Here is a 23,455-nt window from a genome sequence, read left to right as displayed (position 1 = left end):
GCGCAGTGACGGAATCGCGGACCTCGTAGTTTACGCGAAGAAAGGCAACGGCACGACGTACGATCGAGCCGACGCTGACTATATCGTTGGCGTGTGGGCGGTCGATGGCGAGACTCCGCGTGTGTTCATGTTCGAGAACCGATGCCTGAGCGAGTATTGGTGCAGCGAGGCACGGGCGTCCGAGCGTTGGGTCGAGTTGTCCATCGCGTTGAATCGGAATCTTGACGAACCCGAGCCGGACGCGCCAGCGTTAGCACTCGTAGCTTAGTCGTAGTTTACGGAAGATTACGCAAGTCCAATAAAACGCGGGCCAACGAGCCCCTAAAGGAGACCGATTAAATGGCGAAATTGAACGTAACTGTACCGGCTGTGGACGTAGAGGTAAATGGCGTTAAGTACCGTAAAGTCGACCGTGACGCGCAAGTTGGCGATATCATCCGATACGACGACGAGGATGACTACGTTACGAAAGGCGCATTTTACGCGGTGACAGAGATTGACGGTTGCGGTGACCCGCAAATTGAAGATAACGACGGTGACAACCACGACCTTTGCGGCGAAGAGTTCAAAGTGTATGCGAAAGTATCGGAGATCGGCACTGCCTATCGCGAGGTTAAACGTTACGCCAAAGTAGGCGAACGTATCCGTATCATCGATAGAATGCTAGCGTCCGATCCGTACGATAATGGCGCTGAGCTTACGGTAGCTGAGGCCGATCCGAAGGATGGGCGCGTGTGGGCGGTTATTAATGGGGAGCGTGCGGTCATTGCTCATCGGGAGTACGTCGTGCTTGAACCCGTAACAGCCGAGGAACCCGCACCTAGATGGCTGACCGTTGGGGATTACGCTAAGATCACGGGCGAGATTCGCGGGCACGGATTTAAAATCGGCGAGATCGTAAAAATCGTAGAGGACGACGAGTCTGAGTTCCTTCCGTACCGGGGCGAAACCGCTGACGATCGTGGCGTATCCAGGGACTGGTTCGGTCCGGACGAGCACGAGCCCGCAACAGAAGCGGGGTTCCTGGCGCAAACTCGACTAAAGGTCGGAGATCACGTGAAAGCTACATCCGGAAATGGCTTCGCAATTATCGGCGGGATTTACGTAATCGAAGAGGACGACCGCAGCCCAGTCCCGTACAAACTCGCATCATTATCGGGAAAATACGCAGGGTGGTTGTTTGCGAGCAGCGTAGTCCGCGCAACCGACGAAGAGGTAGCGCAAGCTAAACGTAAACTTGCGGCTGAAACGACTACTACGGACCCGCGGAGTCAGTTCGCAGTAGGCGAGAAGGTGCGTTTGATTAGCGGTGGCGGTAAACATCCGCTGAACGGATACGACAACGGAGGAATTTACGAAGTTGATACGCCATTTTGCGAAACGCACGGTCACGCGCCTGTCATTCAGCTTGTCGGCGGTGATATCCCTTACGGTTACGCAAAACCGGAACAGCTCGCAAAACTCACGATTGAAGTCGGTTCTACCGTCCGCCTTACGATCGAAGAGGGCAAGACTCCGCGCTACAAATGGGGCAAGGTAAGCAACGGAGATATCGGCACAGTACGTGATATTGCAGCCGGTTTAGCTTACGTGGATTTCCCGGCGCAAAAACGCTGGATCGCACTACTAACCGAATTGACTCTCGTTTCTGACGGGGAGAAGGAGCAGCCACAACCGGAGCCCGTACGTTTCAAAGTCGGCGAATATGCGCGTACTCTCGTTGCGAAAGCCTGCATTCCGACGGGCTCTATCGTGATGGTCGTGCGAGATGACGAGGATTGTAATCCGTTTAGGTCCGTAGTAGTTGGCGGAAGTGCGCACCATTACTACACGCAGGACGAACTCGAACGCGTTGACGCAGAGACTGCGAAGTGGGCTGCGATTGGCCGTAAGGTGAACGAGTTTAAGGCGGGCGATGTTGTCGTCGTAGATAGACCGTATGGAGCGCCGTTGAAACGTGGACAGCTTGTGACTGTACGTCGAGACAATGGGGGTGCTGAGTCGGTTAGCGTAACCGAAGTCGGTTGGCTCGTATCAGTATCGGCGCTAGTCACTCCGGTCGAACAACGCTTTGACCGGATGGAACTTGAGGCTACGAAAGCCGCAGCGTAAGGAGGTGTCGCATTCATGGCTGACGTTAAATTAACGCTTAATCTCCGCCAGCCAACCGCAGACCCGGACATAGCCGAACGTGTAGCCGACGCAGCCAAACGTAAGAAAGCCGCAGAAGAAACGCCAGCCGAAGCAGTCGAACGTATTAGCGCAATGTCGTTGACGGAGCGTGAACGTAAGGCAGTTGAAGCGGTGAGGGAGACGGGAGAAACAGGCAAGTTCCCGTCTTTCCGCTCCGGCGGAGGTTCTATAACGAAGGCTGACGTAGTTGCGGCGGGTGTGCGTATCTTGGCGGATAGGCAACGTGAGGAACGTACGGAAAGGATAGCAGAGACGTTACGAACCAAGCCGGATAACTTTCACATCTTAACGTGCGATTCCGAGTTGCCAACGTTTGTTGAGCGCTTGCGGGAAGAGTGCCGCCATCAAATGCGAGAGTGGCCGTGTAGGTGGACGAAACTTGGCGTAAAGTCGATGACCGCGAATGACTTCGAAGGTACCGGCGTTGATACGTACATTGACGTTTCGATCGGTTACTCCGTGTGGCTTCCGTTACTCAACGAAGGTTATTACATTCCGTATGGTCACGTCGACATGCGCGGCGAAGCCGGCTTCGAATTTTTCGACGATATGAGTGCGCACAAATCTACGGACAGTCAACTAACGCGTTCGAAAGTGCTTGCGGCGATTTCTCCGTATTTATCGCAACCTAACCACGGCAAATCGTTTCATATGGGATCGGCGCGTTACGATTTACACGTTGCTATTAAGGACGGCTACGAGATTCACGGCTGTGTATGGGACTCGCTAGATGCGATGCGAATGCTTAACGAACACGAAGAGTCATTCGGCCTCAAGCCGCTAACCGCAAAGTACGGAAGATTCTTCGGAATTAACGGACCTATCTACACGTTCGAGGACATGTTCGGAAACCGTTCGCCGGCTCCATTTAGTATCGAACTTGTCGGAATCTATGCGATAAAAGACGTTCTGTACGGATGGGCTCTTACGGAGTGGCAGTACAAGCAAATGACGCAAGCAGCTTCCGCAGATGGTTCCGGTAAGCTACTCGATTGTTACGCGATGATTGACTCCAAGCTACCGGAAACAGACGTATTCTTAGCGCGGTCCGGGTTCGTCGTTGACCTCGACGGGCTTGCGAAGCTCGAAGCGGAATTTACGCCGTTACTCGAGCAAGCGCGTGAGGACGTAATTACTTCGTATGATATCGGACCTGAGTTTGTACGTAAGATGGACCGTACGTTAAACGCAAGTAAGATTACGGACTGGATCGAAAAGCAACGTCGGCGGATCGCACGTAATAAGGAAGCGACCGAGAAACAGCGTGCAATTATCGCGGAATGTAAAGCGGCAGGGAAAACTTCGCTGAAGAAGTACACGAACGCAGTCGCACGTCTCGCGGAGTTAGGGGCGGAAGAGTTAGCGCCGGCAGATGAAGAACACGCGCCTTTGTTCGTTACGGAGTTTTCAATTACGAACGGTAATCATCTGGCGTATCTCATCTATGACCATCTCGGTATACGTGATCGGACCGGACAGTTCAAGCGCGGTAAAACGCGGAGCACTGCGGCCGACGTTATGGAGGCGTATTACCAGGAAGAAGAAGCGTTAAAGCCGCTCGCGACCGTGGCTGCTTATGAGAAGCTTCTAAATACGTACGTGATGAAAATACCACAAGCTCTTGAAGCAGACGGTCGGATTCACACGGAGTTTAAATCAGGAGGGACCGCGACCGGACGTTATAGTTCGTCGGGTTATAGCGGACGTCCAGTCGATATATTACGTGAGTTTGAAACGGAGGAACGAATATGAAGAAGATGGTTTTCGGGTTAGTAGCGCTATTACTAACGTTCGGACTGACAGCTTGTGGCGAGAGTACGGATAGCGTTAAAGAAAAAACTGCTATGAACATACAATTCGAGTTTATAAGTCGGGATTTTATAGATACAACTACCGTGATAACTACTGTAAGAGATAAGGAGACGGGCATTTATTACGCAGCGCTAAGTTCTAGTACTACATCGAACGGAATAGGAGGCATGTCACCACTCTACGATAAGGACGGTATGCCATTTGGTCACGATAACTGATGCAAATTACCACGCTATCGTCCGTAAGCTCATCACTGACGAGCGCAAAGTCCCTAAAGGCACGAATTTGCAGAATATGCCGTCAAAGGGCGCAGGAACTTCCGTACGTAATCAGTTTATACCCCGCCCTGGCTCTACGTTCGTCGGCGCTGACCTCGGCCAGATTGAGCCGCGCATCATGGCGCACATCATGTACACGAGATACGGCGATAACTCGATGCGCCAAATCTTCGTTGACGGCGTTGACCTTTATACGACAATGGCGATGATGACGTTCAACTTACCGCAAGAGTACTGCGTCGACAAGGCGTACGACCCGACACATACGTTCCAGCCTCGGAAGATGATGAAGACGGGCCAACTTGCGGTATCGTACGACCAGTCGCCGAAGTCATTTGCGAAGAAGATGGGCGTTAGTGATGACGTAGCCGCGATGTTCTTCGATAATTTCGACCGTACATTTCCGTCATTTAAAACGATGGTGGCCGATATCCGCGAGTTTATGCGGAAACACGGATATGTCGAAACCCTGGACGGACGTAAGCGGAGGTTTCCGGATTACAAGAGCGTCGCAGCAGCGGCGGCCAAGAACGAGCAGCGGTTAATCCGGTTATATACGGAACGGAAGGCGTTGCGCAATAGTACGAAGCTCAGTGCGTTAGACTCCGCGAAGTTACAGGGTATTCAAGACGAAATCGACGTATTGTCCGAGAAACGCGGACTAATCGGATATTGGGAACGTGCTTCATTTAATGCCGTGATTCAAGGAACGGGGGCTGACGTGCTGAAGCGTATCGGCATCCGTAACGCCCAAGAGTGTCGAGCGCGGGGCTGGGAGTTCAACGCATCCATTCACGATGAAATTAAAAATTCGATACCTAACGAGCAATTAACGCGAGAGACGATCGCGCTTATCGACGAGATTATGACGCAGACAGTAACGTTCAGTGTGCCACTTGTTACGGATATAGTGATTGAACCGCGCTGGATGATGGAGTACGGAGCAGATGAGTGGGATTTCGATAATTGCTGCCCGTTACCAGAGTATGAGAACAAATACGAGGAGGCTGCGTAAGTGGCTAACGGAAAAATCAACGTTTACATGTGCCCTACATGTGGCAACGAGTATGAACGCGGATATTGCTACGATTGCCGTTGCCGCTGTTACAAGGCTACGAGAGACAAACGCCAAGTCTTCGGTGACTTCACGATTGTTGACTGGTTCAGTTCGCGGTCAAGCGCGGGACTTATTGTCGAGGACACGCGATCGGGCCAGCGTTATCCGCTCTATATGTCCGGTGTATTTGATTTCATTAACGGAGTTCAATTGACGAGTCGTACGCTAGAGGAAACGAAGAAGGGCTCCGCTTACAGCTGGAAGGTAATAACGAAGGAGGTTGCGTAGTGGCTACTGAAGCGCACATACGATTAAAAATAGCCGATGCAATAGCGAGCGCGGAAGCAAACCCGGATTTTGGCGGAGAGGAAATATGCCGTCATGCGGTTGACGTGGTTAGGTTCTATTTCGGCGTAACCTGCGCGTACCAACACTGTGGTGGATTCGATAGTCCCGGTTACTCGGTCGGCTGCTACGCAATTGCTTACGTAACGGAAACGGGCAGGCTCGGCATTTACGATTATCAAAAGGAGGCGGTTTAACTGTCGCAAGAACTCGCAAATAAAATCGCGCAAGACTTTACGCAATTCCTTAATTCCTGGCACGCAGCTCCGGAAGTGTACGACGACGCTCTCGACGCGCAGATCCATCGTTGGTATGCGGATTTCCTAACAGACAAATCTCGCAAGCTATGGCCGCCGCGAGGCATTCCGTATTTCTCTCCTTCGTCAGCTAACGCAGATTCACGCGGTCTCTACGAAAAGATGCGGGGAGCCAAGAAGGAAATATCGTCGAAACCTCCGCACCAGGGCCGCCAAGTTCGTATCGGAACCGCAATCGGCGACCTAATCCAACGCGATATTCTGTTCGCGGAGAAACATTACGCCAAGGCAATCGGAGAGGAGCCGCGATTCAGCTTCGAACGTAACGAACTCGGCGAACCGATGTTTGAAGACTTCGCGAAAAAAGGACATATCGTTGAACACCGTGGTAAAACGTTCGCGTTATACGGAACAGGGGACGGCGTTATGCGCTACATGTCGAAGGATGGCGAAGTCATCCGTGTCGGTCTTGAAGTTAAATCGAAGCAGACAACGTACGCCATGACGTCGGGTTACTCAACGCGTAACGGCCCAAAAGAGGATCACGTGAAGCAGACGATATGTTATTCGAAAATGTACGATCTCGATTACTTCATTATCCTCTACGTAAATGGATCGCGTAAGGCGTGGAATATGACGCCAGAGGAGTTCGCAAAGAATCCGGATATTGCCGTGTTCGGCCTACACATTACGGACGAGATGCGTAACGAAGTCCTCGACCACTTTGCGGATATCGTAAAAGCCGCACGGGAGGGGAATCCTCCGGAACTTGACCTCGATAAGTGGACGTTTAACGACTTCAAGCGCACGATCGCGTTGTCCCTATCCGAAGCGGAGATTGCGAAGTTGGAACGTAAGGTAATCGCGATTAACCACTCAAGTCTACCGGACTGGAAGAAGCGCGGACCGAGCGAGGCGTTGGCGGACATCTTACGGATTAGATCGGAAGCGGCGGAAAGCCAAACGAAGGAGGCTGCGTAAATGAAATACGGACGAAGAATCAGCAACGGAGTTATGTACGTAGGTGAGGTCTTCTCGGTATTACTCGGCGGTCTATTCGCTTTGGCGTTAATTTTCGGAGAGGACTCGGATTGGCGGATGCGTATCTTCTTCGCACTACTTGCGATTTGGGCTTTCGTAGTGGGATTCGTGGAGGGGGAATCCGAGGATAAACCGAAGAATGACGGAGTATTCAAACCCTCGCGTCAAGAGAAAGAGGAAGCGCGTAAACGGTTGGAAGAACGCAGACAAGTCGAAGCCACGAATGAAACACGCGAGTACCTGGTTCTCCCTGCGCTACTGATAGCGTACGGCCAACATGGCGGAGACTTACGCGGACTGTTACCCGAATCAGATGCGGACACGCTGTACGATATCGGAGCGCGGCTTGAGAAGGCGTGCACCGCGGAGGAGCAGCTAGAGATGATGGCGGAACTCATCCGCGAGAAATTAGCGGAGGTGTTGCGAATTGGCGAAGACGACGCGGCCTAAGCCGTTACGTGTGCTCGGGCTCGACCTATCGTTATCGCCTGGCATTGCTGCGATTGAGGTACGAAATAGACAACCGTACCTCGTCGCGTGTTCTTCCGTTGCTACATCTACGGACGACCCGGACGCGGTCCGTAATTATATCGTTGAGTCGTTCGTAGCGCAATTTGTACGCGAATATCGTCCGTTTGACCACGTTGTCCGCGAGGACTTTACGTCAGGCCGCAATAAACGCGCTACGCAAACGATATTTTCTTCGTGGGCTGCGGCGGATCGTGCGCTGTACGCCTACGGATACCAGGCGGCGGACTTAAAGCCTGCGTTAGCGCCTACGTCAGTTAAACATCTAGTCGCCGGCAGCGGTAAAGCGGAGAAGGCGGAAGTAGCGGCGGCTGTGCGGAGACTGTTACGGCTAGGTGAGGATTACGCGTTTAAAACGGGTTATGACGATAGCGATGCGTGTGCGGTGGCGCTGGCGTATTTGATACGTGAGGGTTTAATAGATACGGAGGGGATTGCGGCGTGAGTGCGAGAATTTACGTTACCGAAATTGACTATGACGTTGCCGAGATATGCGCGGGAACCACGAGGGTCCTGCGTGGCGTGACGACAGGCACTCGAATAGGTGCGAAAGTGTATACGAAGTCCGGCGGTTACTTGGATGTGTATATCCGCGTTCCCGGCCGTGTTGAGGATGCGGAGGAAGCTGTACGTAATTTACTACGGGAGGCTGTTGCGGAATGAGTAACGTAATATCTGACGAAAAATTACACGCGTTGATTATTTGCGGAGCGTTATCGTCTACGCTTCAGGACGTAGGCGGCGACCCGTCCGAAGTCCTTACCGAAGCTGAAATCGTAAGATTCGAAGAGTTGACGGACACGCCAGAGCTGAACGCAATGGCTGACGAGGATATTGCGCGAGTTATCCGTCCGTTAGTGCGGAAGTACGCGGATGTGGCGCTGTCATGACGGAGGAAGAGGACGTTTACGTACGCTATGCACTTAGCCTACACCAGCAGATCGGCAGGCTTACACACGCGCTTGTTTATAAGAGACTCGACGTCGCGGAGTACGAGCGCCAACTGGCGGAGACACGCGCAAAGCTTGCGGAAGTAGAAAAGAGAATGGGAGAGATGCGCTAACATGCAATTATTAACGGATGAGTTTATTGGACGATACCCGGACTTTCCTGCGGAAATGAATCCGCTCGGCCATTTCGTTTACTTACGAACATACTCGCGCTGGCTCCCGGAACAAGGCCGACGCGAAACGTGGAAAGAAACCGTCAGACGCGCTACGGAATATAACGTCGGCCTCGGCGTTAAGCATATGGACCAAATCGGATACGGTGCGGACTTCGAGTGGCATCGGAAAGAAGCGGAGCTACTATTCGAAAATATGTTCCATTTGCGGCAGTTCCTCAGTGGACGGACATTGTGGGTAGGTGGTGCGGAGAACGGTGTAGCCGAGAAGTTCCCACTGGCGAATTTTAACTGTTCTTTCCTTAATATTGTGTCGTGGTCGGACCTCGGTGATATGTTTTACTTGTTGCTTGTCGGCACCGGTACCGGCTTCAAATGTACGAAGGAAATGGCGGCCAATCTCGCACCTATCCGTACTAACACAACGCTACTTCATTCGGAGTATGAGCCCGTTCCAAAGGCCGCACGCTACGAGCAGACGCAGCTTCGAGACATGGAGAACGGATACGCGAAGATTTACGTCGGCGACTCGAAGGAAGGATGGGTCGAATCTCTGCGCGTGTACCTCGATATCTTGACGAAACGCGAGTATGAACACATTCATACGATCAAGATTTCGTACAATTCCGTACGCCCTAACGGTGAGCGTTTGAACACTTTCGGAGGTACGGCATCCGGTCCGGAGCCTTTACGTGAAATGTTCGCAGGGATTGATCGCGTACTTAAAAACGAAATCGATCCGGGGCTGGCTCCGCTAGATGACTTAATGGTTCCGTTTTACCACGAGCCGACGGGGCTGACGCTACAGCACGGACACCCAATGTGGTACCAGCGAGTACGTCCGATCCATATTCTCGATATCGGTAATCTCATCGGTAATAACGTTGTGGTCGGGGGCGTGCGACGTACTGCGGAAATCTTCCTTATGGACGCAGATGACTACGAATGTATCTTCGCAAAGTACGGACTCAACGGTATTTGGGACGCAGATAAGCACGCGAAGGTAATCGAAAAGACTCGCGCGCTCGGTCTCGAAAAGGAGGCGCGATTCCTGGAGAGCTTACCGACGTTCGATCCGAATGCCCGTCCGTTGCATCATCGCCGGATGTCGAATAACTCGATCGCATTTACGGAGCAACCTTCGCGTGAGTTCCTTAACCTTGTATTCACGATGATGCAGGCGGAAGGCGAGCCGGGCTTCGTAAATCTGGAGGAAGCGCGTAGACGTCGTCCGAATGCGGAAGGCTTAAACCCATGTGCGGAAATACTCCTCGACTCGTACGGCGTATGTAACTTAACGACGGTTAACATGACGGCGTTTGTGCGCGCAGATGCAACATTCGATTGGGACGCGCTGAAGGAGGCGCTAGCTTTGTCCGCTCGATGTGGTATGCGTATGACCCTCGCGGAGCTTGAGATCCCGCATTGGGATACAGTTCAACAGCGCGATAGGCTACTCGGAACATCACTCACAGGCGTTAAGGACGCGTTTGCCGCAGTAGCGCGAGAGGTTAACGGGTACGAGGCGGAGACGTTAGAAGAACTAGGCGCAATCGCGCGTACTGAAGCCGACCGTTACGCAAAAGAACTCCGCGTATCTGCACCGCTCCTCATTACGACGGTCAAGCCGGAAGGGACGATTTCACAGGTAGCTGGCGGGGTCTCGTCCGGTTTACATTGGTCGCACTCACCGTATTACATTCGCCGTATTCGCATTAACGCGGCTGACCCACTTGCTAAAGCCGTTATCGACCTCGGCTGGACGGTAAACCCCGAAGTCGGTACGCCTGGCGAAACACATGACGAGCGGATGAGAAATGCCCGTACGTACGTCATCGACTTTCCGGTCGCTTCTGGCGCAACACGTACGAAGGATGACGTCAGCGCAGCGGAACAACTCGATACGTATTTCGATTTTCAGCGTTATTATACCGAACATAATTCGTCTAATACGATCACGGTGCGCCCGCACGAGTGGGAGATCGCCGAGGAAATCGTATATTCGCGTTGGGACGAGTTTACGGCGGTGTCTTTCCTGGCGCTAGACGGTGGGTCATACGACCTCGCACCGTACGAAGCGATTACGCGCGAGAAGTACGAGGAGCTCTCCGCGGCTATGCGACCGTTCGATATGGCGCTGCTACAACGTTACGAAACCACGGGCGAATCCGACCTTGACGGGATGGACGGATGTGAGGGCGGCGCGTGTCCGATTAGATAAACGGAGGTATGCGTATGTCTTCGGTAATTATGTGCGAGATGTTACGGACGTTCCGGTTACACCCGTTTCTCCGCCACGCATCGGAGTTTGACGACCTAACAGATGCAGAGCTGCGGAAGATTGACGCGCTAATGCGGATGGTACCAGCGAGAGCACCGGATAAGCGTCGGAAGTAAACGGAGGGCCTTCGGGCTTCTCCGTTTTTTTTTTTTATTTTCGTAAAAGTGTGCGAGACGCATTTCTCATCCGTTGAAGTAGATGAAAGGCGGAAAACATTACGCTCAACTGTGCGAAATACATTCCGCTGGAAACAAACGTAGTGTAAGGCGGAAACAACCGCCGAATAACTAAAACGGAGGCGATTCGCATTATGACGAATTATCGTGAGGTTAACCGTAAGGCAACCGTAGGAGAACGGATCAAGATCGTGAATCCGCAATTCGCGCACGGCTACGGAGATGGCGACGAGGGAACTGTCCTTAAAGTCGAAGGTAGCGGAGTATTCGTCAACATCAACGGAAACAGACGCGGCGTCTTTCATCGGGAATACGTCGTACTCGAACCGGTAGCGACGTTAGGTTCTGACGAAGCCCTAGCCGACGCTTTTACGCAATTCATCCGCGACAACGCCGATACGATTCGCACTATTCTCGGAGACAGCGCATCTAACGTAACTAAAACGGAGCCAGCCGTATTAACCCGCGCAGCCGTTATCGAAAAGGCACGTGCTGACGTTGCGGAGTTGGCTCGGAAAATGTGTAGTGATCGCGCTAATTCAGACGGGAACCGTACGTTTAATATGCTCACTTCAAAGCCGGAATTTCACGTTAACCGAGATAAACGCGTTGTTACCGCACTGGTGCGGGGCATCTACGGCAACGAAATCTTCGAAAAAGGCATCGCAAAAGCTGCGCCTGACGACGTATTCCACGCAGAAATCGGCAAGGCGATCGCACTCCGCCGCGCGTTGGGCCTGACGGTGCCGAGCGTGTATACGGACGCGCCGAAACCGGATGATTTACGCAGAGGACATATTGTCCTATCTCAGGCGGTTCGCGAGAAAGTTACCGTGCATGCGGTTAGGCCAACGCATCGAGCAGCAACTGGACATCGGTTTGATAGCCCGGAGAGTGGGTTTACGCATCTCCTCTCGGATGGGTTCGAGTATTGGGCACGTATCGAGGACTGTGTAATCATCGACGACACCGACGTTTATTGACGGAAGTGAGGCCGTTGGGGTTAATCTGCTCAGCGGCGAATGTATCATCCGCAAAGGCGATCGCGTAGCTCAGGCGTTCATTCTTCCGATTCCTCGCATCAATCTCATCGAGACGGGCGGCTTCGGACATACGGGGGTTACAGCGGAAGAAGCTATCGAGGGTTTGCGCAAAGCTTCCGAAACTTGGCAGGAGGCGACGGTTAATTGAAACGAGCATCAATCGGATTCATCCGCACAGCAGTTCTCGCAGGCTGCGCGTTGTTTTGGGCGTTTGTAATTCACGAGGCTACACGATAGGAGGCGTAATATGAACGAAATAACGTTAACAAGCGCACGGTACAAAATCGCGGCCATTAAACGTAAGACTCGCGCTAAGACTTTCGCTGACTGGCGTGTTGGAGACGAAATTCAGCTATCAACGGGTATCGAACACAAGGGCGGAGCTTCCGGCGGAGGCGTCTACGCGTCATACTTCAAAGCGGAGAATCCTACGCAGGGTACGTCAGTCTCGAAGTCACAATCGGAAATGTCGTATTTGTTGCGAAGCGTATTCGAGATTGAGCCCGTAACCGAGCCGCAACTAGCCGAAGTCATCCCGTTTCCAAACGCAGTCGCCGACGTACTCGAAGCTTGGGTGGCCGCAGCTCGGCGCGGTGAGATTAGCGGCGTCATCATCGCAGGGCTCGGATCAGACCGACTCGACGGTGATACGTTAACAGCGGCGGTCAACGTTAATTCACGGGAAAATAGCGTACTCGTCAACGATTTGAACGATTCGCGGATTATCGAAACGGTCGACGTAAATTTATTCGAATAGGAGCGTGGGGAGAATGGCGAAGTTAAACGGAGTTATTCGGGGAGTAGAGCCTCGCGTAATTGAGTATGAAGGCGTTAAATTCGTTAACGTGAAGGGTATGGCGAAGGTAGGAGATATCGTGGTGTCCTCAGGCGATTATTGGGACATTGATAAAGGAGACTGCTTTCTAATTGACCGCTTATATGAAGGTAATGCGTCATTCACGGACAACGCGGGAGACGTCCGCGTAATAACCGATGTGGGACGTGGCGGCGAAGCTGCGGGAGTCTACGGAGCGTACGCACATGATTTTAACGTGTATGAGCCGTGCGAAGCCTCAACGGAAACTCTCCTCGAAGCCAGACGTGAAGAACTCGCTAATATTATCGCAACCATAGCGGAACTCGAAGCGAAGTTAGCGGACGAGAAGACGCTGAAGGTCGGCGATTATGCGCGTGTGATCAATACGGGCGGTTCGGAAAAACTAGCCGTGGGAGACATCGTTGTCATTGACAGCATAGATCCGGACGATGACGAGCTTTCACTACGTGTCTGCCCCGTTCTAAATCCGACACACCCGGCGTGGGTGCGCACTTGCGGAAAAGTTACGCCAGCCGAAGCGAAAGTCGCAATCCTTGCGCAAGTGGAGGCGCAATTCAAGGAGGTGGCGTAGTCTCGCGTACATTCATCGAACTTATAATCGCAGCAGTAGTCGCAATCAATCCACCGTACGAGCCGACACCCACGCCCGTAGTAAAGACGGAGAAAACAGGCAATTCCCCGTCTTCTACTTACGTAGTCACTGCGTACGCGCTTGGTGATGGATTCACGCCAACACACGGCATTACTGCATCAGGTAGGCGCGTCAAGAACAGAGTAACCGCAGCTTGTCCGAAGTCCATTCCGTTCGGTACACGTGTTGATATCGAAGGCGTCGGAGTTCGAACGTGTTGGGACCGAGGTGGTCGGATTACTGACGGACATATCGACGTCTACGTAAAGGATATTCGGCGGGCGGTTGTTTTTGGGAAGCGGCGGCTAAACGTTCGCGTTCTTCAATAACGAGTTGGACAGCGCGTAGGCTTGTCGCAGCTCTCCAATGAAGACCCGTTGCTGTTACTAGAGTTCCGAATACCCCTACGAAAAAAGCGGCAGCTATGAATATCGCAGTCCAGTCTCGTCCGTCGCCTAAGAGCCTATTCACGGTAAGTAACACTAGCGGTATCACGTATGCTATCAAAGACCCTAACAAGGACATTTGTTTCGCTGAATCTTCCTCAGCAAGGTAATACTTTTCGAGAACTTTTAAGTCTGAATCACTCGTCGTTTCATAATTCTTACAAATCAATTTAATCCTATTAATTTTCTCTTCTTCTTTTTCATTCATTGCTATTCCCCCTTATTTAATATATCGGAAACCATAAAGGAGCGGATTATATGACGAAGTATTTGCGTTGTCACACGGCTGGTGTAGCTGGACAAACGGTAGGTGAGCGTTACGAGATTATTCACGAAGATGATCGTTTATATACGATCCGTGGTTTCGGGGGCTACACGAAGCTTCCGGACTCCGGTGGGGACAGTTACCGTAACTGGTTCATACTTGAAACGGACGAGGGCAGCGGGAATATAACGGTTTTGCCAGACGAATCCCTCGGCGGCATCGAGCGCGAATATCGCGAAGTTAAACGGAAAGCAACCGAAGGTGAACGTATTAAAGTTACAGCGGGCCGCGGCGCCTTCTTTGGACAGGATTTCCGCGGAACAATACATGAGGTGACGGACGTATTTGTCCTCAACGTAAAAACAACCGGAAAGTGGAAGGACGGTTCCGTGTTGAACCCGAGTCATGACGATTACGTAGTCCTCGAACCGACGGATATCGTACACCTTCCGATTAAGGAACGTACCAGCGGTACGGAACGATTCCGCATGGTCGACCGTAAGGCAACGTCGGGAGAGCGCGTAATCATCGTTAGCTCGAATAAAACGAAGTCAGCGGGTTGTTACTTCCGCCACACGATCGGTGAAATCGGAGACGTAGATTCGCGCTTGCCTGACCGGGCGGGCGTTAACGGTTGGTACATTCTTGACGGAGATTATCGCGTACTTGAACCGTTAACCACCGCGCCACTCCTATCCGAACAGTCTGCGCAAGATCAAGCGGCCGCTACGATCGGCGCGTTAGCCTTACGACTAGATGCGTTGAGTGAGCGTGTGTCAACGCTTGAGACACAGGTTAAAGTGGCGCGTGAGGATATCGACATTATGGACGAAGCCGTTGCGTACGATGTTCGAAAACTCGAAACGAGAGTTGCTGCGCTGAAAGAATTAAAAACGCAACCCGCGACGCCTGCGGAGGTTAGCGTGTCAAGGTCTGAGCGTCAACAACGTCGGGACGATATCGTTGAGCGCGCGAAGGCTGACGTTGAGCGGTTGGAAAACAAGCAACAGTCGTGGTTTGCGTGCGAGGGGGCCTCCTCATTCTGGCCGCGAGGTTGCGAGAAATACGGAGCAACTCCGCTTCACTACGTAGATTACGTTGTAGATCGGAATAAACGTACAGTCATCGCTTTAATACGCTATCTCGACAGCCACAGAGTGGATTATCGCGGCGTAGCAAAGTGCACATCCGGCGACGTATTTAACACGCACATCGGTAAGGTAATAGCGCTGTATCGTGCGCTTGGTCTCGAAGTACCTGCGGAGTACCTGAACGTACCGCAGCCTACAGAGGTTCGCGTTGGTGACTTCGTTAAAGGTACGTTCGGATTCGGAGCCGACGCATCCGGTTATGTTGACGAGATTGATTACCGCGATGATGGACAGCATGGAGTCCTCTTCCCAAGTGTTCGCGCTAGCCGTAGGGACGGCGGCGTGTGGTCATTCGCTAAGTATGTAAGAGTTATCGACGACACCCGCGAGGAGGAGGCAGCTTGAGCGGAATGACTACGCTACCTAACATCGGACTTCTCGGACGCCTCCGAAGCGGCAAGGACGAAGTAGCTCGTTATATTTCGGATAACTACGGTTACACGCAATTCGTGTTTGGCGACGAACTTAAACGTTACGCTCACGAATTATTCGGTGAGCCTGCGCCCGATGAGAAGCCGCGCGAACTTTACCAGTGGTTCGGACAGACGATGCGTGAGCGTGATCCGGACATTTGGGTCCGCAAGTGTTTCGAAGCGATCGAGCAGAACCGCGACAGCATTCCGGAGGAGCTACGGAGAGCCCACGATTTTGTAACGAACGGTGAGGTCGTGCTTTCCGTACCTGCTCGTCCATTCCACGCAGTCGTCAGCGATTGCAGACAGCCAAACGAATACGCAGCGCTCCAGTCCGCAGGTTACGTACTCATCCGCGTCGAAGCACCAGACGCCGTACGTATCGACCGCGCTATCAAATCTGGCGACGTGTTTAACTACGCTGACCTCGCGCATGACACGGAAACGGCACTCGACGGTTTCGCAGCGGACTTCACGGTCGACAACAGCGGGAGCCTCGACGCACTCCATGCGCAGATTGACGAGATCGTCGCGTACTTGTCCGGAGAGTGGCCGGAATGACTACGTTTGAGGAGCGTGTACGCAAAGCGGTAGAAGAAGCGGCTAACAACGGATATTCACGTGGATATGACGTAGGGTATGGTGTGGGCTATGCGGCTGCCCTGCGTAGTGTTTACGGGAAGGGGGGCAGCGAGGATGATAGCGAATCACGATCCGAAACCGCTGAGCGAACATGTGGCGGATAAATTCGCGGAGGGTGGATACGCGGACTATATACGTAAGCACCCAATTGCCACGTTCGACCAGCCGAGTCCTGCGGTGCTTACGCAATGGGCAAAGGGCGCTCCGAACGGACTTGTACTACCAAACGGAAAGGAGACGGTATCCATACGAAACTACAACGTAACTCCTCAATTGCCTTCGAACGGCTTAACGGTTGCCGAGCTATTCTGCGGCGGTGGTCTCATGGCGGTCGGTCTTAAATCCGCAGGCTACACGCTAACATTCGCTAACGATTTCGATAAACGGGCGGCGCAAGCCTACGCGCATAACATAGGCGATCACGCTGTGTGTGGAGACATAACGAGTGACGATATCCAATCGCAGATACCTGACGCTGACATTATCGCAGGAGGGCCGCCGTGCCAGGACTACAGCGTCGCAGGAACGGGCGCAGGCGAAGAGGGCGAGCGCGGTAAGCTCGTTTGGACGTACCTGTCGATTATCGAACGTAAGCAGCCGAAAGCATTCGTATTCGAGAACGTCAAGGGACTCGTATCTAAAAAGCACCGCCCTACTTTTGACGCTCTACTCGCATATTTTGAATCTATTAACTACGACGTTTCTTGGCGAGTAGTTAATGCCTGGGACTACGGGGTAGCCCAAAAGCGCGAACGCGTGATTGCGGTGGGAATCCGTAAGGACTTGGGATTCACGTTCAAGTTTCCGGAGCCGAGTGCGGGGGAATATCGGACACAGGTATTGCGTGATGTGATTGGGGATTTACCGGAGCCGAATACGGGCGTTAATGCGCATATTCAAACGCAGGCTACAACGGTTAAGCGTGCGGAGGGCATATACAACCAACGCGCATATAAGGCGGATTGGGATACGCCCGCTAAAACAGTATGTACGAACCGATTGGATCACGCCGAAATACATCCGGGACCGGACAATCACGAGGGACACCTGTTCGATAACGTAAACCCCGACTGGACATACGAAAAGGCTAATCGTCAGGCTTCGTGGGATACGCCGGGCGCTACAGTCGGCGGGCACGCTCGTAATGAAGGCGTACACCCGGAATCAAAACCGCAAACACGCCGCTTTACCGTCCGCGAGTGCTTACGTATCCAATCCGTACCTGACTGGTACGTACTGCCTTCGGATATATCTCTAAGCGCTCAATACCGCATAGTCGGTAACGGAGTCGCATCGCGCGTCTCCTACCTAATCGGAGTCGCGCTGGCGGGGCAACTTAATGCAGCCTTGGCGCAGGATTTGCAGGAGGCGGCGTGATATGAGCGCGTTTGATCGCTTTCAGCCGCCGGGCCTGCGCGACGAGCCGCGTATTTCCGCTCACTGCGCTTGGTGTGGCGGCGAGATATACGTAGGTGCTTCGGTAACTAGCGTATACGACCCGGAGCCTATCCTCGTGCATAGCTCGTGTGAACACGCCTGGGTCGAGTGTAACGTAGTACATGAGCGTGGCGTCGCGGGCAAGAACGGAGAAGTCACGTAAAGTATTTGCAAAAATCAACGTATGAATAATTCGCAATAGACTAGCGGCGGCTCGGCGTACTTAGTGACTTAGCGTAAGTATGTTGATGCCGCGCTCGTTACGGAAAAAGGGGAGGCGCTTATATGGAAGTGAACGGTAAGGTGATACAAGGCGATTGTCTCGAAGTTTTGCGAGAGATGCCGAGCAATAGCGTGGATTCGGTCGTAGCCGACCCGCCGTATGGCCTCTCTAAAGAACCGAATATAACGGAAGTCCTCACGAAATGGATAGCCGGTGAGCCATACGATCACGGACACGGTGGATTCATGGGTAAGTCGTGGGATTCGTTCGTGCCGCATCCGGACGTTTGGAAAGAGGTTTACCGCGTCCTCAAGCCAGGTGGCCATGCGTTGGTATTCGCCGGAACCCGAACGCAGGACTTGATGACGATTGCGTTGCGACTCGGTGGATTCGAGATCCGCGACGTTATCGAATGGCTTTATTTCAGCGGATTTCCGAAGTCTATGGACGTCGGGAAGGCGTTCGACCGGAGACGAAAGGAGGACTCGGAGGCGATTCGGTCCGTCGCGGTGTATTTACGCGAAAAGCTAGAAGCGAGCGGTAAAACTCGAACGGCTATCGACGACCACTTCGGAACGTCTAACGTCTCCCAATACTGGTTTAGTCCTCATAGAAACACGCAAGTACCGCCATGGGATAAGTACATGTTTCTCAAAGAGTTCTTATTCTTATCTGACAAAATGGACGCGGAAGTTTGGCGACTGAATGGTCGTAAGGGTAAGCCGGGCGACGCGTGGGAAAATGCCGAGATTGTGGGGGAGTACGCGGGAACTCCGGGAGGTTTCGGAGATCATAGGTTCTCATTTAACGATAAGCTTATCCGTTCACGAACGACCGATCTCGCTCGCAAATGGGACGGGTGGGGAACGGCGCTCAAGCCCGCACACGAACCGATCATAGTCGCCAGAAAGCCGCTCGCCGGAACCGTCGCGGAAACGGTCGAGAAGTTCGGCACGGGTGTAATTAATATTGACGGATGCAGAATCGGGCGGGTAGAAGGCGACCGTACCGAATACGGTGTTAGCGGTGACGAACCCTCGGATGTAACCGCCGGAATTTACGGTAAGTTTGCGGAAAGACTGGCGTACACGACCCATGACTCCGGGCGGTTCCCCGCAAATTGCGTCACAACGGGCGACGACGCGTTTTACTCTCCGTACTTCAATGTAGCACCGCAAAGCGTCAGCAAAAAGGCGAGCAAACGCGATAGAGGCGTAGGCAATACGCATCCAACTGTCAAGCCGACCGACCTCATGGCGTGGCTCGTGCGCTTGGTAACGCCGCCCGGCGGTACTGTTCTCGATCCGTTCGCAGGGAGCGGCTCCACGCTAGTTTCGGCCAAGCGTGAGGGCTTCGGATTTATCGGGGTTGAACGCGAGCCGGAATACGTAGAGATTATCCGATCACGCGTCGAAGCTTCGGAAGAGGAGGCGGCTTAGTGGGAAAAGCATCGCGAGCAAGATGGGACGGTAACGTCCGTTCAATGGCGATTGTTGCGAAGCCGCGCGAAGAAATAACGGAGGAGGACGTTCAGTTTCTCCGCGATAACTACACGTCAACTGGCGGGTTATTGCCGAATGCATACGCAGGAGGCGCGTTTTACACGCCGACGCACGTTGCACGGTTTATTGTCGAAGCGTTATGCGGGTTATCCGGCGGTTCTTTTCCACCTGCTGCGCGTTTTCTCGAACCGTCCGCAGGCTCCGGCGTATTCATCGAACATATGCCGGACAACACGGAAATCACAGCGCTAGAACTGGACGAAACAAGCGCAAAGGTGGCATCGCTTATTTATCCGCACGCCGATGTAATAACAGGCGATGCGTTCCTGCACGCTCAGCGCGATTACTACGATTATGTGATCGGTAACCCCCCGTACGGAGTCAATCTCGATATAGCAGCGACCGATCTACCGGATACGTTCGAGACATTGCGAATTACGAAAGGCCGCGCGAAAGGCAAGTCGGAGGTCGCGTTTATTGAACTCGCAATCAAAGCGGTCAAGCCCGGAGGCTACATCGCGTTCGTGCTCCCGTTAGGCCTCAACTACGCGAATTATGCGGAAAAGGTGCGCCAACTACTCTATAAAACGTGTTGGCACGTAGCGACTATCGGGTTGCCCGGCGAGACATTCGCATTGACGGGTACGACGATTGAGACGCAGATATTAATCGTACGGAAAGCACCGCCAGGAACTCCGATGGTTGAGCCGGCCACGAAGCGCTGGTTTTCGTATTTTCGACGCGGGGGTCATGATATTACGCAGTTTGACGCGAAGTTCCTCACAGGGCAGCCGGCGTCCTATTTCGCAAAGATTACGGACATTGGCTATGACAGTAAAGGCACGCCAACTCCGCTGGAATGGGGAGACGGTCGGACGCAGCTTGACGAGTTGCTCGAAGACTTTGCCGATACGCTGGTCCGCGAGAATCTTTATCCGCATATTCCGTCGTGGCACGACGTTAAAGACGTGTCAGCGTTTATGTTTTCGCATGGTAACGATACATGCGATGGCTACCGGGACGCATCAAATACGTATCCGGACGGTCCCTATCGCTGGAACGAGCTCACGCTTGGGGCTGGCGAGGAAATTGACGGAGTAAGTACGTTTGATTTCACGTGGGCGGATCGCATTGTTGACGAATATTACGAAGGACTAGCGCAACAAACAAAGGAGGCGGCCTGATGTTCAATGCTGATCTAATGTTCTCTTCGAAAACAGATTTACACGCAACACCGCGTGACTTCTATGCCGAGATAGACGCGGAGTTTTCATTCGATGTCGACGTCTGTGCGCTCCCGGATAACACCAAGTGTCGTAGGTTCTTTTCTCCGGAAATGGACGGACTGAAGCAGGAATGGGTGGGGACATGTTGGATGAACCCACCCTATGGGCGAACAATCAATAATTGGGTGAGGAAGGCGTATGAATCGTCATTATCTGGTGCTACCGTAGTTGGGCTTCTTCCTGCACGGACGGATACTGCGTGGTTTCATGACTATTGTTATGGGAAGGCGGAACTCAGGTTCATTCGTGGACGGCTGAAGTTCGGTGACGCTAAGAACTCGGCACCCTTCCCGTCCGTTCTTGTGATTTGGCGAGCAGCTAGCCAACAAACAAAGGAGGCAGCATAACATGGGGCACGTTAAAGTAGACATCGCAAAATCTGACCGCAGCTACGCGGTAAAATACGCACTCAACGACGCGGCGGGGGTACGTTCTTTACTCCGCGACCGTCACCGGATCAGCTCCGCGCGCTTCCGTGGCGATACGGCAGCTAGCGATATACTCATCGACCTGCATAGCGCTATTAATTCCGCAGGCTTGACGGAGAGGCAAACGGAAGCTATTGCGTGGGTTTATGGCGTTGACCTTACGCAAAAGGAAGCGGCGGCTATTATGGGCGTCCTGCGGCAGACTGTCGCGAAACTAGCGGATGAAGCTGTCGACAAGATTGTGGCGGTGTATCAGCGTTGGGATTACGGAGAAGTTATGTGCGAATATTCCGAGGAAGGGGCTGCGGCATAGTGATTAGTGACCAAGAAAGACTGTGGCGGGAACGGTCAATAGAAAAACAACTGGTCTACTACGAATACCCAAAAGAAGGTTTCGACGGTGTTATTCTGTATGAAGAGGGCGGGGTTACTCTCATTCAAATCAACGAATATGCCGCTAAGAAGAAAAAGTACTATGTCTCGGGGGATTCTGGACTTATCATAGCTACCTACGTCCGGGCGGAAGCGGATGCCGAATATCAAAAAGCCATACAATCGCAAAGGAGCGGCGAGGCATGTCAATAGTCGATGTGTTTACGGAGGAATACAAGTCGCAATTCGAGGAGTACACCACCTTACTATTACACCTAGCCGGCGCGTCTGTGACATCGTACGAAGATAGGACAAGAAAAGCCGAAAACATAATCGATGCCTATATAAAATATACGGGAGGCCGCCCGGATCATACGCAGTTAGACCGAATTAGCGATCTGATTCTTTTAGACGACCTGCGGGATAATAACCCTCACAAAACTAAACATAACGAGTATCCCATTTTGAGCGGTACGCAGTTAGACCGTAGGCGCTTTGGAGGACGCGGGCAAGATTCTAATATGTCCGGGGAGACATCGCTGGAAGCGGCTCAGTGCGTCGGAGCCGACGGCAGGGACTACCGATACCCAAATAGACGTACTCGGACCATCGATGAGTTAATGTACGTTGACGAGAACGCGAAGATTCGTAATAAAGTACGTGCCGTACAATACCGCAAGGATACTGCGCCCGGTCCGGTCATTACGTACAACCTTAACGATACCTACGGAGAGCTAACGGAGGAGTTTACGCAAAGTACTACGATCCTTAATTTGTACGCAGCGTAGCCGTACTATACAACGGAAATAAAAAGAGCGCCGTTTTTACGCGGCGCTCTCGTTGTTTACCCTTGCTTCGTTTTGATAACGTAGAGATCACGATCGTGTTCGCCCATTTTGTGGACGAGGAAGTCAACGCTACCCTTTACGTCTGCTAATTCTTCCTTCGCGTCTTTTACTTCGCCTTCCAACGTGGATAGACGCATTTCGATACCGTCTAGTTTGGCGTTCGTTACGTCAGCTCTTTCGATTAAGGCTGTTAGTAATTGCTTTATCTCTTCCATTGTATAACTTCCTTTCAAAAGTAAAATTAACTTCATAAGTCAATTATACATTATACATTATACACAAGTGAATAATCAATAATTTATTCTATTCGTTTTCTATATCAAACAACTCTTCAACTGACACATCTAACGCGCGGGCAATGGCGATAATGTTTGCGTATGCTCCTTGGCTGGCTCGGTCGAACCTAGATATAGCTGCCTGCGGGATTCCCGCTGCCGTTGCTAATTCAGTTTGCGTGAGTCCGCGTTCTTTCAATATAGTGCTTAGCTTTGGGGTCACCTTAATCAATTATGCCACTCCTCCGAACATTTTTATATACCTAATATAAAGGAAAAATAAACTTTTGTCAAAACTATTGACTAATGATTATACATTATTGTATAATGTGTATATAAGGGTGACACATACAAAGAGTCACCGGAAAGGAGAACAGCATCATGAAGGATTGGGTTAATCTTGTTACGGCAATCATACAGCTATTCACAGCACTGGCTATACTCCAAGTACACAACGCCAGCCGTAAGAAGACAGAGAAAAAAGGAACCAGTAAACGACGCGGTGGGCGCAGACGTTAAGGATTCCTTTGCGAGGTGGCGGCTAGTATAGCGCCATCTCCACCC

Annotated in this window: 32 protein-coding genes; 29 read left to right on the top strand and 3 right to left on the bottom strand. The window is 52.3% G+C overall.

Annotated features, from left to right (window positions below; translation table 11 throughout):
- Positions 1–127: 127 nt before the first annotated feature.
- The 18 genes from ABH897_RS16980 to ABH897_RS16895 all read left to right on the top strand — a co-directional run bounded on the left by ABH897_RS16980 (position 128) and on the right by ABH897_RS16895 (position 13,543).
- Complete coding sequence (locus ABH897_RS16980; RefSeq protein WP_283654392.1) at positions 128–268, top strand: hypothetical protein; 141 nt, start codon at positions 128–130, stop codon at positions 266–268.
- Positions 269–339: 71 nt separating this feature from the next.
- A complete protein-coding gene (locus ABH897_RS16975; RefSeq protein ID WP_404592476.1) occupies positions 340–2,112 on the top strand; it encodes a hypothetical protein in 1,773 nt (590 codons plus the stop codon).
- 15 nt (positions 2,113–2,127) lie between these two features.
- Positions 2,128–3,945, top strand: a complete 1,818-nt coding sequence (locus ABH897_RS16970) for a DNA polymerase (RefSeq protein ID WP_404592475.1) — start codon at positions 2,128–2,130, stop codon at positions 3,943–3,945.
- Complete coding sequence (locus ABH897_RS16965; protein ID WP_404592474.1) at positions 3,942–4,223, top strand: DUF6440 family protein; 282 nt, start codon at positions 3,942–3,944, stop codon at positions 4,221–4,223. Before ABH897_RS16970 ends, ABH897_RS16965 begins: the two co-directional genes overlap by 4 nt.
- A 76-nt stretch (positions 4,224–4,299) precedes the next feature.
- The gene (locus tag ABH897_RS16960) at positions 4,300–5,298 is read left to right on the top strand and encodes a DNA polymerase (protein WP_404592495.1); all 999 of its coding nucleotides are present in this window, start codon (positions 4,300–4,302) and stop codon (positions 5,296–5,298) included.
- Entirely contained in the window at positions 5,299–5,628 is a 330-nt protein-coding gene (locus ABH897_RS16955) for a hypothetical protein (RefSeq protein ID WP_404592473.1), read from the top strand.
- Positions 5,628–5,882, top strand: coding sequence for a hypothetical protein (locus ABH897_RS16950; protein ID WP_404592472.1), 255 nt, complete (start codon positions 5,628–5,630; stop codon positions 5,880–5,882). The genes ABH897_RS16955 and ABH897_RS16950 overlap by 1 nt, the downstream gene beginning before the upstream one ends.
- A gap of 75 nt (positions 5,883–5,957) precedes the next feature.
- On the top strand, positions 5,958–6,923 hold the full coding sequence (locus ABH897_RS16945; RefSeq protein ID WP_404592471.1) for a hypothetical protein: 966 nt from the start codon (positions 5,958–5,960) through the stop codon (positions 6,921–6,923).
- On the top strand, positions 6,924–7,433 hold the full coding sequence (locus tag ABH897_RS16940) for a hypothetical protein (protein WP_404592470.1): 510 nt from the start codon (positions 6,924–6,926) through the stop codon (positions 7,431–7,433).
- On the top strand, positions 7,411–7,956 hold the full coding sequence (locus ABH897_RS16935) for a crossover junction endodeoxyribonuclease RuvC (RefSeq protein ID WP_404592469.1): 546 nt from the start codon (positions 7,411–7,413) through the stop codon (positions 7,954–7,956). The genes ABH897_RS16940 and ABH897_RS16935 overlap by 23 nt, the downstream gene beginning before the upstream one ends.
- On the top strand, positions 7,953–8,174 hold the full coding sequence (locus tag ABH897_RS16930) for a hypothetical protein (protein ID WP_404592468.1): 222 nt from the start codon (positions 7,953–7,955) through the stop codon (positions 8,172–8,174). Before ABH897_RS16935 ends, ABH897_RS16930 begins: the two co-directional genes overlap by 4 nt.
- Entirely contained in the window at positions 8,171–8,401 is a 231-nt protein-coding gene (locus ABH897_RS16925) for a hypothetical protein (protein WP_283654404.1), read from the top strand. Before ABH897_RS16930 ends, ABH897_RS16925 begins: the two co-directional genes overlap by 4 nt.
- The gene (locus tag ABH897_RS16920; RefSeq protein ID WP_283654405.1) at positions 8,398–8,574 is read left to right on the top strand and encodes a hypothetical protein; all 177 of its coding nucleotides are present in this window, start codon (positions 8,398–8,400) and stop codon (positions 8,572–8,574) included. Before ABH897_RS16925 ends, ABH897_RS16920 begins: the two co-directional genes overlap by 4 nt.
- A gap of 1 nt (position 8,575) precedes the next feature.
- Complete coding sequence (nrdJ, locus tag ABH897_RS16915) at positions 8,576–10,855, top strand: ribonucleoside-triphosphate reductase, adenosylcobalamin-dependent (RefSeq protein WP_404592467.1); 2,280 nt, start codon at positions 8,576–8,578, stop codon at positions 10,853–10,855.
- 14 nt (positions 10,856–10,869) lie between these two features.
- Positions 10,870–11,031, top strand: a complete 162-nt coding sequence (locus ABH897_RS16910) for a hypothetical protein (RefSeq protein ID WP_404592466.1) — start codon at positions 10,870–10,872, stop codon at positions 11,029–11,031.
- Between the two features lie 194 nt (positions 11,032–11,225).
- Positions 11,226–12,074 (top strand): hypothetical protein, encoded by an 849-nt coding sequence (locus ABH897_RS16905; protein WP_404592465.1) that lies wholly within the window; start codon positions 11,226–11,228, stop codon positions 12,072–12,074.
- 307 nt (positions 12,075–12,381) lie between these two features.
- Positions 12,382–12,891 carry a hypothetical protein gene (locus tag ABH897_RS16900; protein WP_404592464.1) on the top strand — a complete coding sequence of 170 codons (510 nt, stop codon included), beginning with the start codon at positions 12,382–12,384 and terminating at the stop codon, positions 12,889–12,891.
- Between the two features lie 13 nt (positions 12,892–12,904).
- On the top strand, positions 12,905–13,543 hold the full coding sequence (locus ABH897_RS16895; RefSeq protein ID WP_404592463.1) for a hypothetical protein: 639 nt from the start codon (positions 12,905–12,907) through the stop codon (positions 13,541–13,543).
- 297 nt (positions 13,544–13,840) lie between these two features.
- Here ABH897_RS16895 and ABH897_RS16890 read toward each other — a convergent pair whose 3' ends face one another.
- On the bottom strand, positions 13,841–14,257 hold the full coding sequence (locus ABH897_RS16890) for a hypothetical protein (protein ID WP_404592462.1): 417 nt from the start codon (positions 14,255–14,257) through the stop codon (positions 13,841–13,843).
- 50 nt (positions 14,258–14,307) lie between these two features.
- On the opposite strand from ABH897_RS16890, the gene ABH897_RS16885 reads away from it, so the two are divergent.
- The 10 genes from ABH897_RS16885 to ABH897_RS16840 all read left to right on the top strand — a co-directional run bounded on the left by ABH897_RS16885 (position 14,308) and on the right by ABH897_RS16840 (position 22,556).
- A complete protein-coding gene (locus ABH897_RS16885; RefSeq protein ID WP_404592461.1) occupies positions 14,308–15,810 on the top strand; it encodes a hypothetical protein in 1,503 nt (500 codons plus the stop codon).
- Positions 15,811–15,815: 5 nt separating this feature from the next.
- On the top strand, positions 15,816–16,439 hold the full coding sequence (locus ABH897_RS16880; RefSeq protein ID WP_404592494.1) for a nucleoside/nucleotide kinase family protein: 624 nt from the start codon (positions 15,816–15,818) through the stop codon (positions 16,437–16,439).
- A complete protein-coding gene (locus ABH897_RS16875; protein ID WP_404592460.1) occupies positions 16,436–16,624 on the top strand; it encodes a hypothetical protein in 189 nt (62 codons plus the stop codon). The genes ABH897_RS16880 and ABH897_RS16875 overlap by 4 nt, the downstream gene beginning before the upstream one ends.
- Positions 16,575–17,897, top strand: a complete 1,323-nt coding sequence (locus tag ABH897_RS16870) for a DNA cytosine methyltransferase (RefSeq protein ID WP_404592459.1) — start codon at positions 16,575–16,577, stop codon at positions 17,895–17,897. Before ABH897_RS16875 ends, ABH897_RS16870 begins: the two co-directional genes overlap by 50 nt.
- Positions 17,898–18,242: 345 nt before the next feature.
- Complete coding sequence (locus ABH897_RS16865) at positions 18,243–19,619, top strand: DNA-methyltransferase (RefSeq protein ID WP_404592458.1); 1,377 nt, start codon at positions 18,243–18,245, stop codon at positions 19,617–19,619.
- Entirely contained in the window at positions 19,619–20,866 is a 1,248-nt protein-coding gene (locus tag ABH897_RS16860) for an HsdM family class I SAM-dependent methyltransferase (RefSeq protein ID WP_404592457.1), read from the top strand. Before ABH897_RS16865 ends, ABH897_RS16860 begins: the two co-directional genes overlap by 1 nt.
- Positions 20,866–21,315 (top strand): DNA N-6-adenine-methyltransferase, encoded by a 450-nt coding sequence (locus tag ABH897_RS16855; RefSeq protein WP_404592456.1) that lies wholly within the window; start codon positions 20,866–20,868, stop codon positions 21,313–21,315. Before ABH897_RS16860 ends, ABH897_RS16855 begins: the two co-directional genes overlap by 1 nt.
- Before the next feature lies 1 nt (position 21,316).
- Positions 21,317–21,709, top strand: coding sequence for a sigma factor-like helix-turn-helix DNA-binding protein (locus ABH897_RS16850; RefSeq protein ID WP_404592455.1), 393 nt, complete (start codon positions 21,317–21,319; stop codon positions 21,707–21,709).
- A complete protein-coding gene (locus ABH897_RS16845; protein WP_404592454.1) occupies positions 21,709–21,981 on the top strand; it encodes a hypothetical protein in 273 nt (90 codons plus the stop codon). Before ABH897_RS16850 ends, ABH897_RS16845 begins: the two co-directional genes overlap by 1 nt.
- Positions 21,972–22,556 (top strand): hypothetical protein, encoded by a 585-nt coding sequence (locus tag ABH897_RS16840; RefSeq protein ID WP_404592453.1) that lies wholly within the window; start codon positions 21,972–21,974, stop codon positions 22,554–22,556. The genes ABH897_RS16845 and ABH897_RS16840 overlap by 10 nt, the downstream gene beginning before the upstream one ends.
- Positions 22,557–22,612: 56 nt before the next feature.
- Here the strand turns inward: ABH897_RS16840 and ABH897_RS16835 are convergent, their stop codons facing one another.
- Together ABH897_RS16835 and ABH897_RS16830 are read right to left on the bottom strand one after the other, a co-directional pair.
- Entirely contained in the window at positions 22,613–22,831 is a 219-nt protein-coding gene (locus tag ABH897_RS16835) for a hypothetical protein (protein WP_404592452.1), read from the bottom strand.
- An 88-nt stretch (positions 22,832–22,919) separates the two neighbouring features.
- Positions 22,920–23,114 carry a helix-turn-helix domain-containing protein gene (locus ABH897_RS16830; RefSeq protein ID WP_262384591.1) on the bottom strand — a complete coding sequence of 65 codons (195 nt, stop codon included), beginning with the start codon at positions 23,112–23,114 and terminating at the stop codon, positions 22,920–22,922.
- Between the two features lie 158 nt (positions 23,115–23,272).
- Between ABH897_RS16830 and ABH897_RS16825 the strand changes: the two genes are divergently transcribed.
- Positions 23,273–23,410, top strand: coding sequence for a hypothetical protein (locus tag ABH897_RS16825; protein WP_404592451.1), 138 nt, complete (start codon positions 23,273–23,275; stop codon positions 23,408–23,410).
- Positions 23,411–23,455: the final 45 nt, after the last annotated feature.

It is taken from the genome of Paenibacillus sp. RC73, from assembly GCF_044908085.1.
GTDB lineage: Bacteria > Bacillota > Bacilli > Paenibacillales > Paenibacillaceae > Paenibacillus > Paenibacillus terrae_A.
Note: the sequence above shows the minus strand (reverse complement) of the source record. Positions and strands in the feature narration are given on the sequence as shown.

Bases quoted from the DNA above. Each gene is read 5' to 3' on its own strand.
- ABH897_RS16865 (WP_404592458.1), top strand. From the start codon at position 18,243: ATGGAAGTGAACGGTAAGGTGATACAAGGCGATTGTCTCGAAGTTTTG.
- ABH897_RS16965 (WP_404592474.1), top strand. From the start codon at position 3,942: ATGAAGAAGATGGTTTTCGGGTTAGTAGCGCTATTACTAACGTTCGGA.
- ABH897_RS16970 (WP_404592475.1), top strand. From the start codon at position 2,128: ATGGCTGACGTTAAATTAACGCTTAATCTCCGCCAGCCAACCGCAGAC.
- ABH897_RS16910 (WP_404592466.1), top strand. From the start codon at position 10,870: ATGTCTTCGGTAATTATGTGCGAGATGTTACGGACGTTCCGGTTACAC.
- ABH897_RS16875 (WP_404592460.1), top strand. From the start codon at position 16,436: ATGACTACGTTTGAGGAGCGTGTACGCAAAGCGGTAGAAGAAGCGGCT.
- nrdJ (WP_404592467.1), top strand. From the start codon at position 8,576: ATGCAATTATTAACGGATGAGTTTATTGGACGATACCCGGACTTTCCT.
- ABH897_RS16940 (WP_404592470.1), top strand. From the start codon at position 6,924: ATGAAATACGGACGAAGAATCAGCAACGGAGTTATGTACGTAGGTGAG.
- ABH897_RS16885 (WP_404592461.1), top strand. From the start codon at position 14,308: ATGACGAAGTATTTGCGTTGTCACACGGCTGGTGTAGCTGGACAAACG.
- ABH897_RS16870 (WP_404592459.1), top strand. From the start codon at position 16,575: ATGATAGCGAATCACGATCCGAAACCGCTGAGCGAACATGTGGCGGAT.
- ABH897_RS16920 (WP_283654405.1), top strand. From the start codon at position 8,398: ATGACGGAGGAAGAGGACGTTTACGTACGCTATGCACTTAGCCTACAC.
- ABH897_RS16960 (WP_404592495.1), top strand. From the start codon at position 4,300: ATGCCGTCAAAGGGCGCAGGAACTTCCGTACGTAATCAGTTTATACCC.
- ABH897_RS16840 (WP_404592453.1), top strand. From the start codon at position 21,972: ATGTCAATAGTCGATGTGTTTACGGAGGAATACAAGTCGCAATTCGAG.
- ABH897_RS16895 (WP_404592463.1), top strand. From the start codon at position 12,905: ATGGCGAAGTTAAACGGAGTTATTCGGGGAGTAGAGCCTCGCGTAATT.
- ABH897_RS16905 (WP_404592465.1), top strand. From the start codon at position 11,226: ATGACGAATTATCGTGAGGTTAACCGTAAGGCAACCGTAGGAGAACGG.
- ABH897_RS16855 (WP_404592456.1), top strand. From the start codon at position 20,866: ATGTTCAATGCTGATCTAATGTTCTCTTCGAAAACAGATTTACACGCA.
- ABH897_RS16975 (WP_404592476.1), top strand. From the start codon at position 340: ATGGCGAAATTGAACGTAACTGTACCGGCTGTGGACGTAGAGGTAAAT.
- ABH897_RS16980 (WP_283654392.1), top strand. From the start codon at position 128: ATGTTCGAGAACCGATGCCTGAGCGAGTATTGGTGCAGCGAGGCACGG.
- ABH897_RS16890 (WP_404592462.1), bottom strand. From the start codon at position 14,257: ATGAATGAAAAAGAAGAAGAGAAAATTAATAGGATTAAATTGATTTGT.
- ABH897_RS16825 (WP_404592451.1), top strand. From the start codon at position 23,273: ATGAAGGATTGGGTTAATCTTGTTACGGCAATCATACAGCTATTCACA.
- ABH897_RS16900 (WP_404592464.1), top strand. From the start codon at position 12,382: ATGAACGAAATAACGTTAACAAGCGCACGGTACAAAATCGCGGCCATT.
- ABH897_RS16925 (WP_283654404.1), top strand. From the start codon at position 8,171: ATGAGTAACGTAATATCTGACGAAAAATTACACGCGTTGATTATTTGC.
- ABH897_RS16835 (WP_404592452.1), bottom strand. From the start codon at position 22,831: ATGGAAGAGATAAAGCAATTACTAACAGCCTTAATCGAAAGAGCTGAC.
- ABH897_RS16880 (WP_404592494.1), top strand. From the start codon at position 15,816: ATGACTACGCTACCTAACATCGGACTTCTCGGACGCCTCCGAAGCGGC.
- ABH897_RS16850 (WP_404592455.1), top strand. From the start codon at position 21,317: ATGGGGCACGTTAAAGTAGACATCGCAAAATCTGACCGCAGCTACGCG.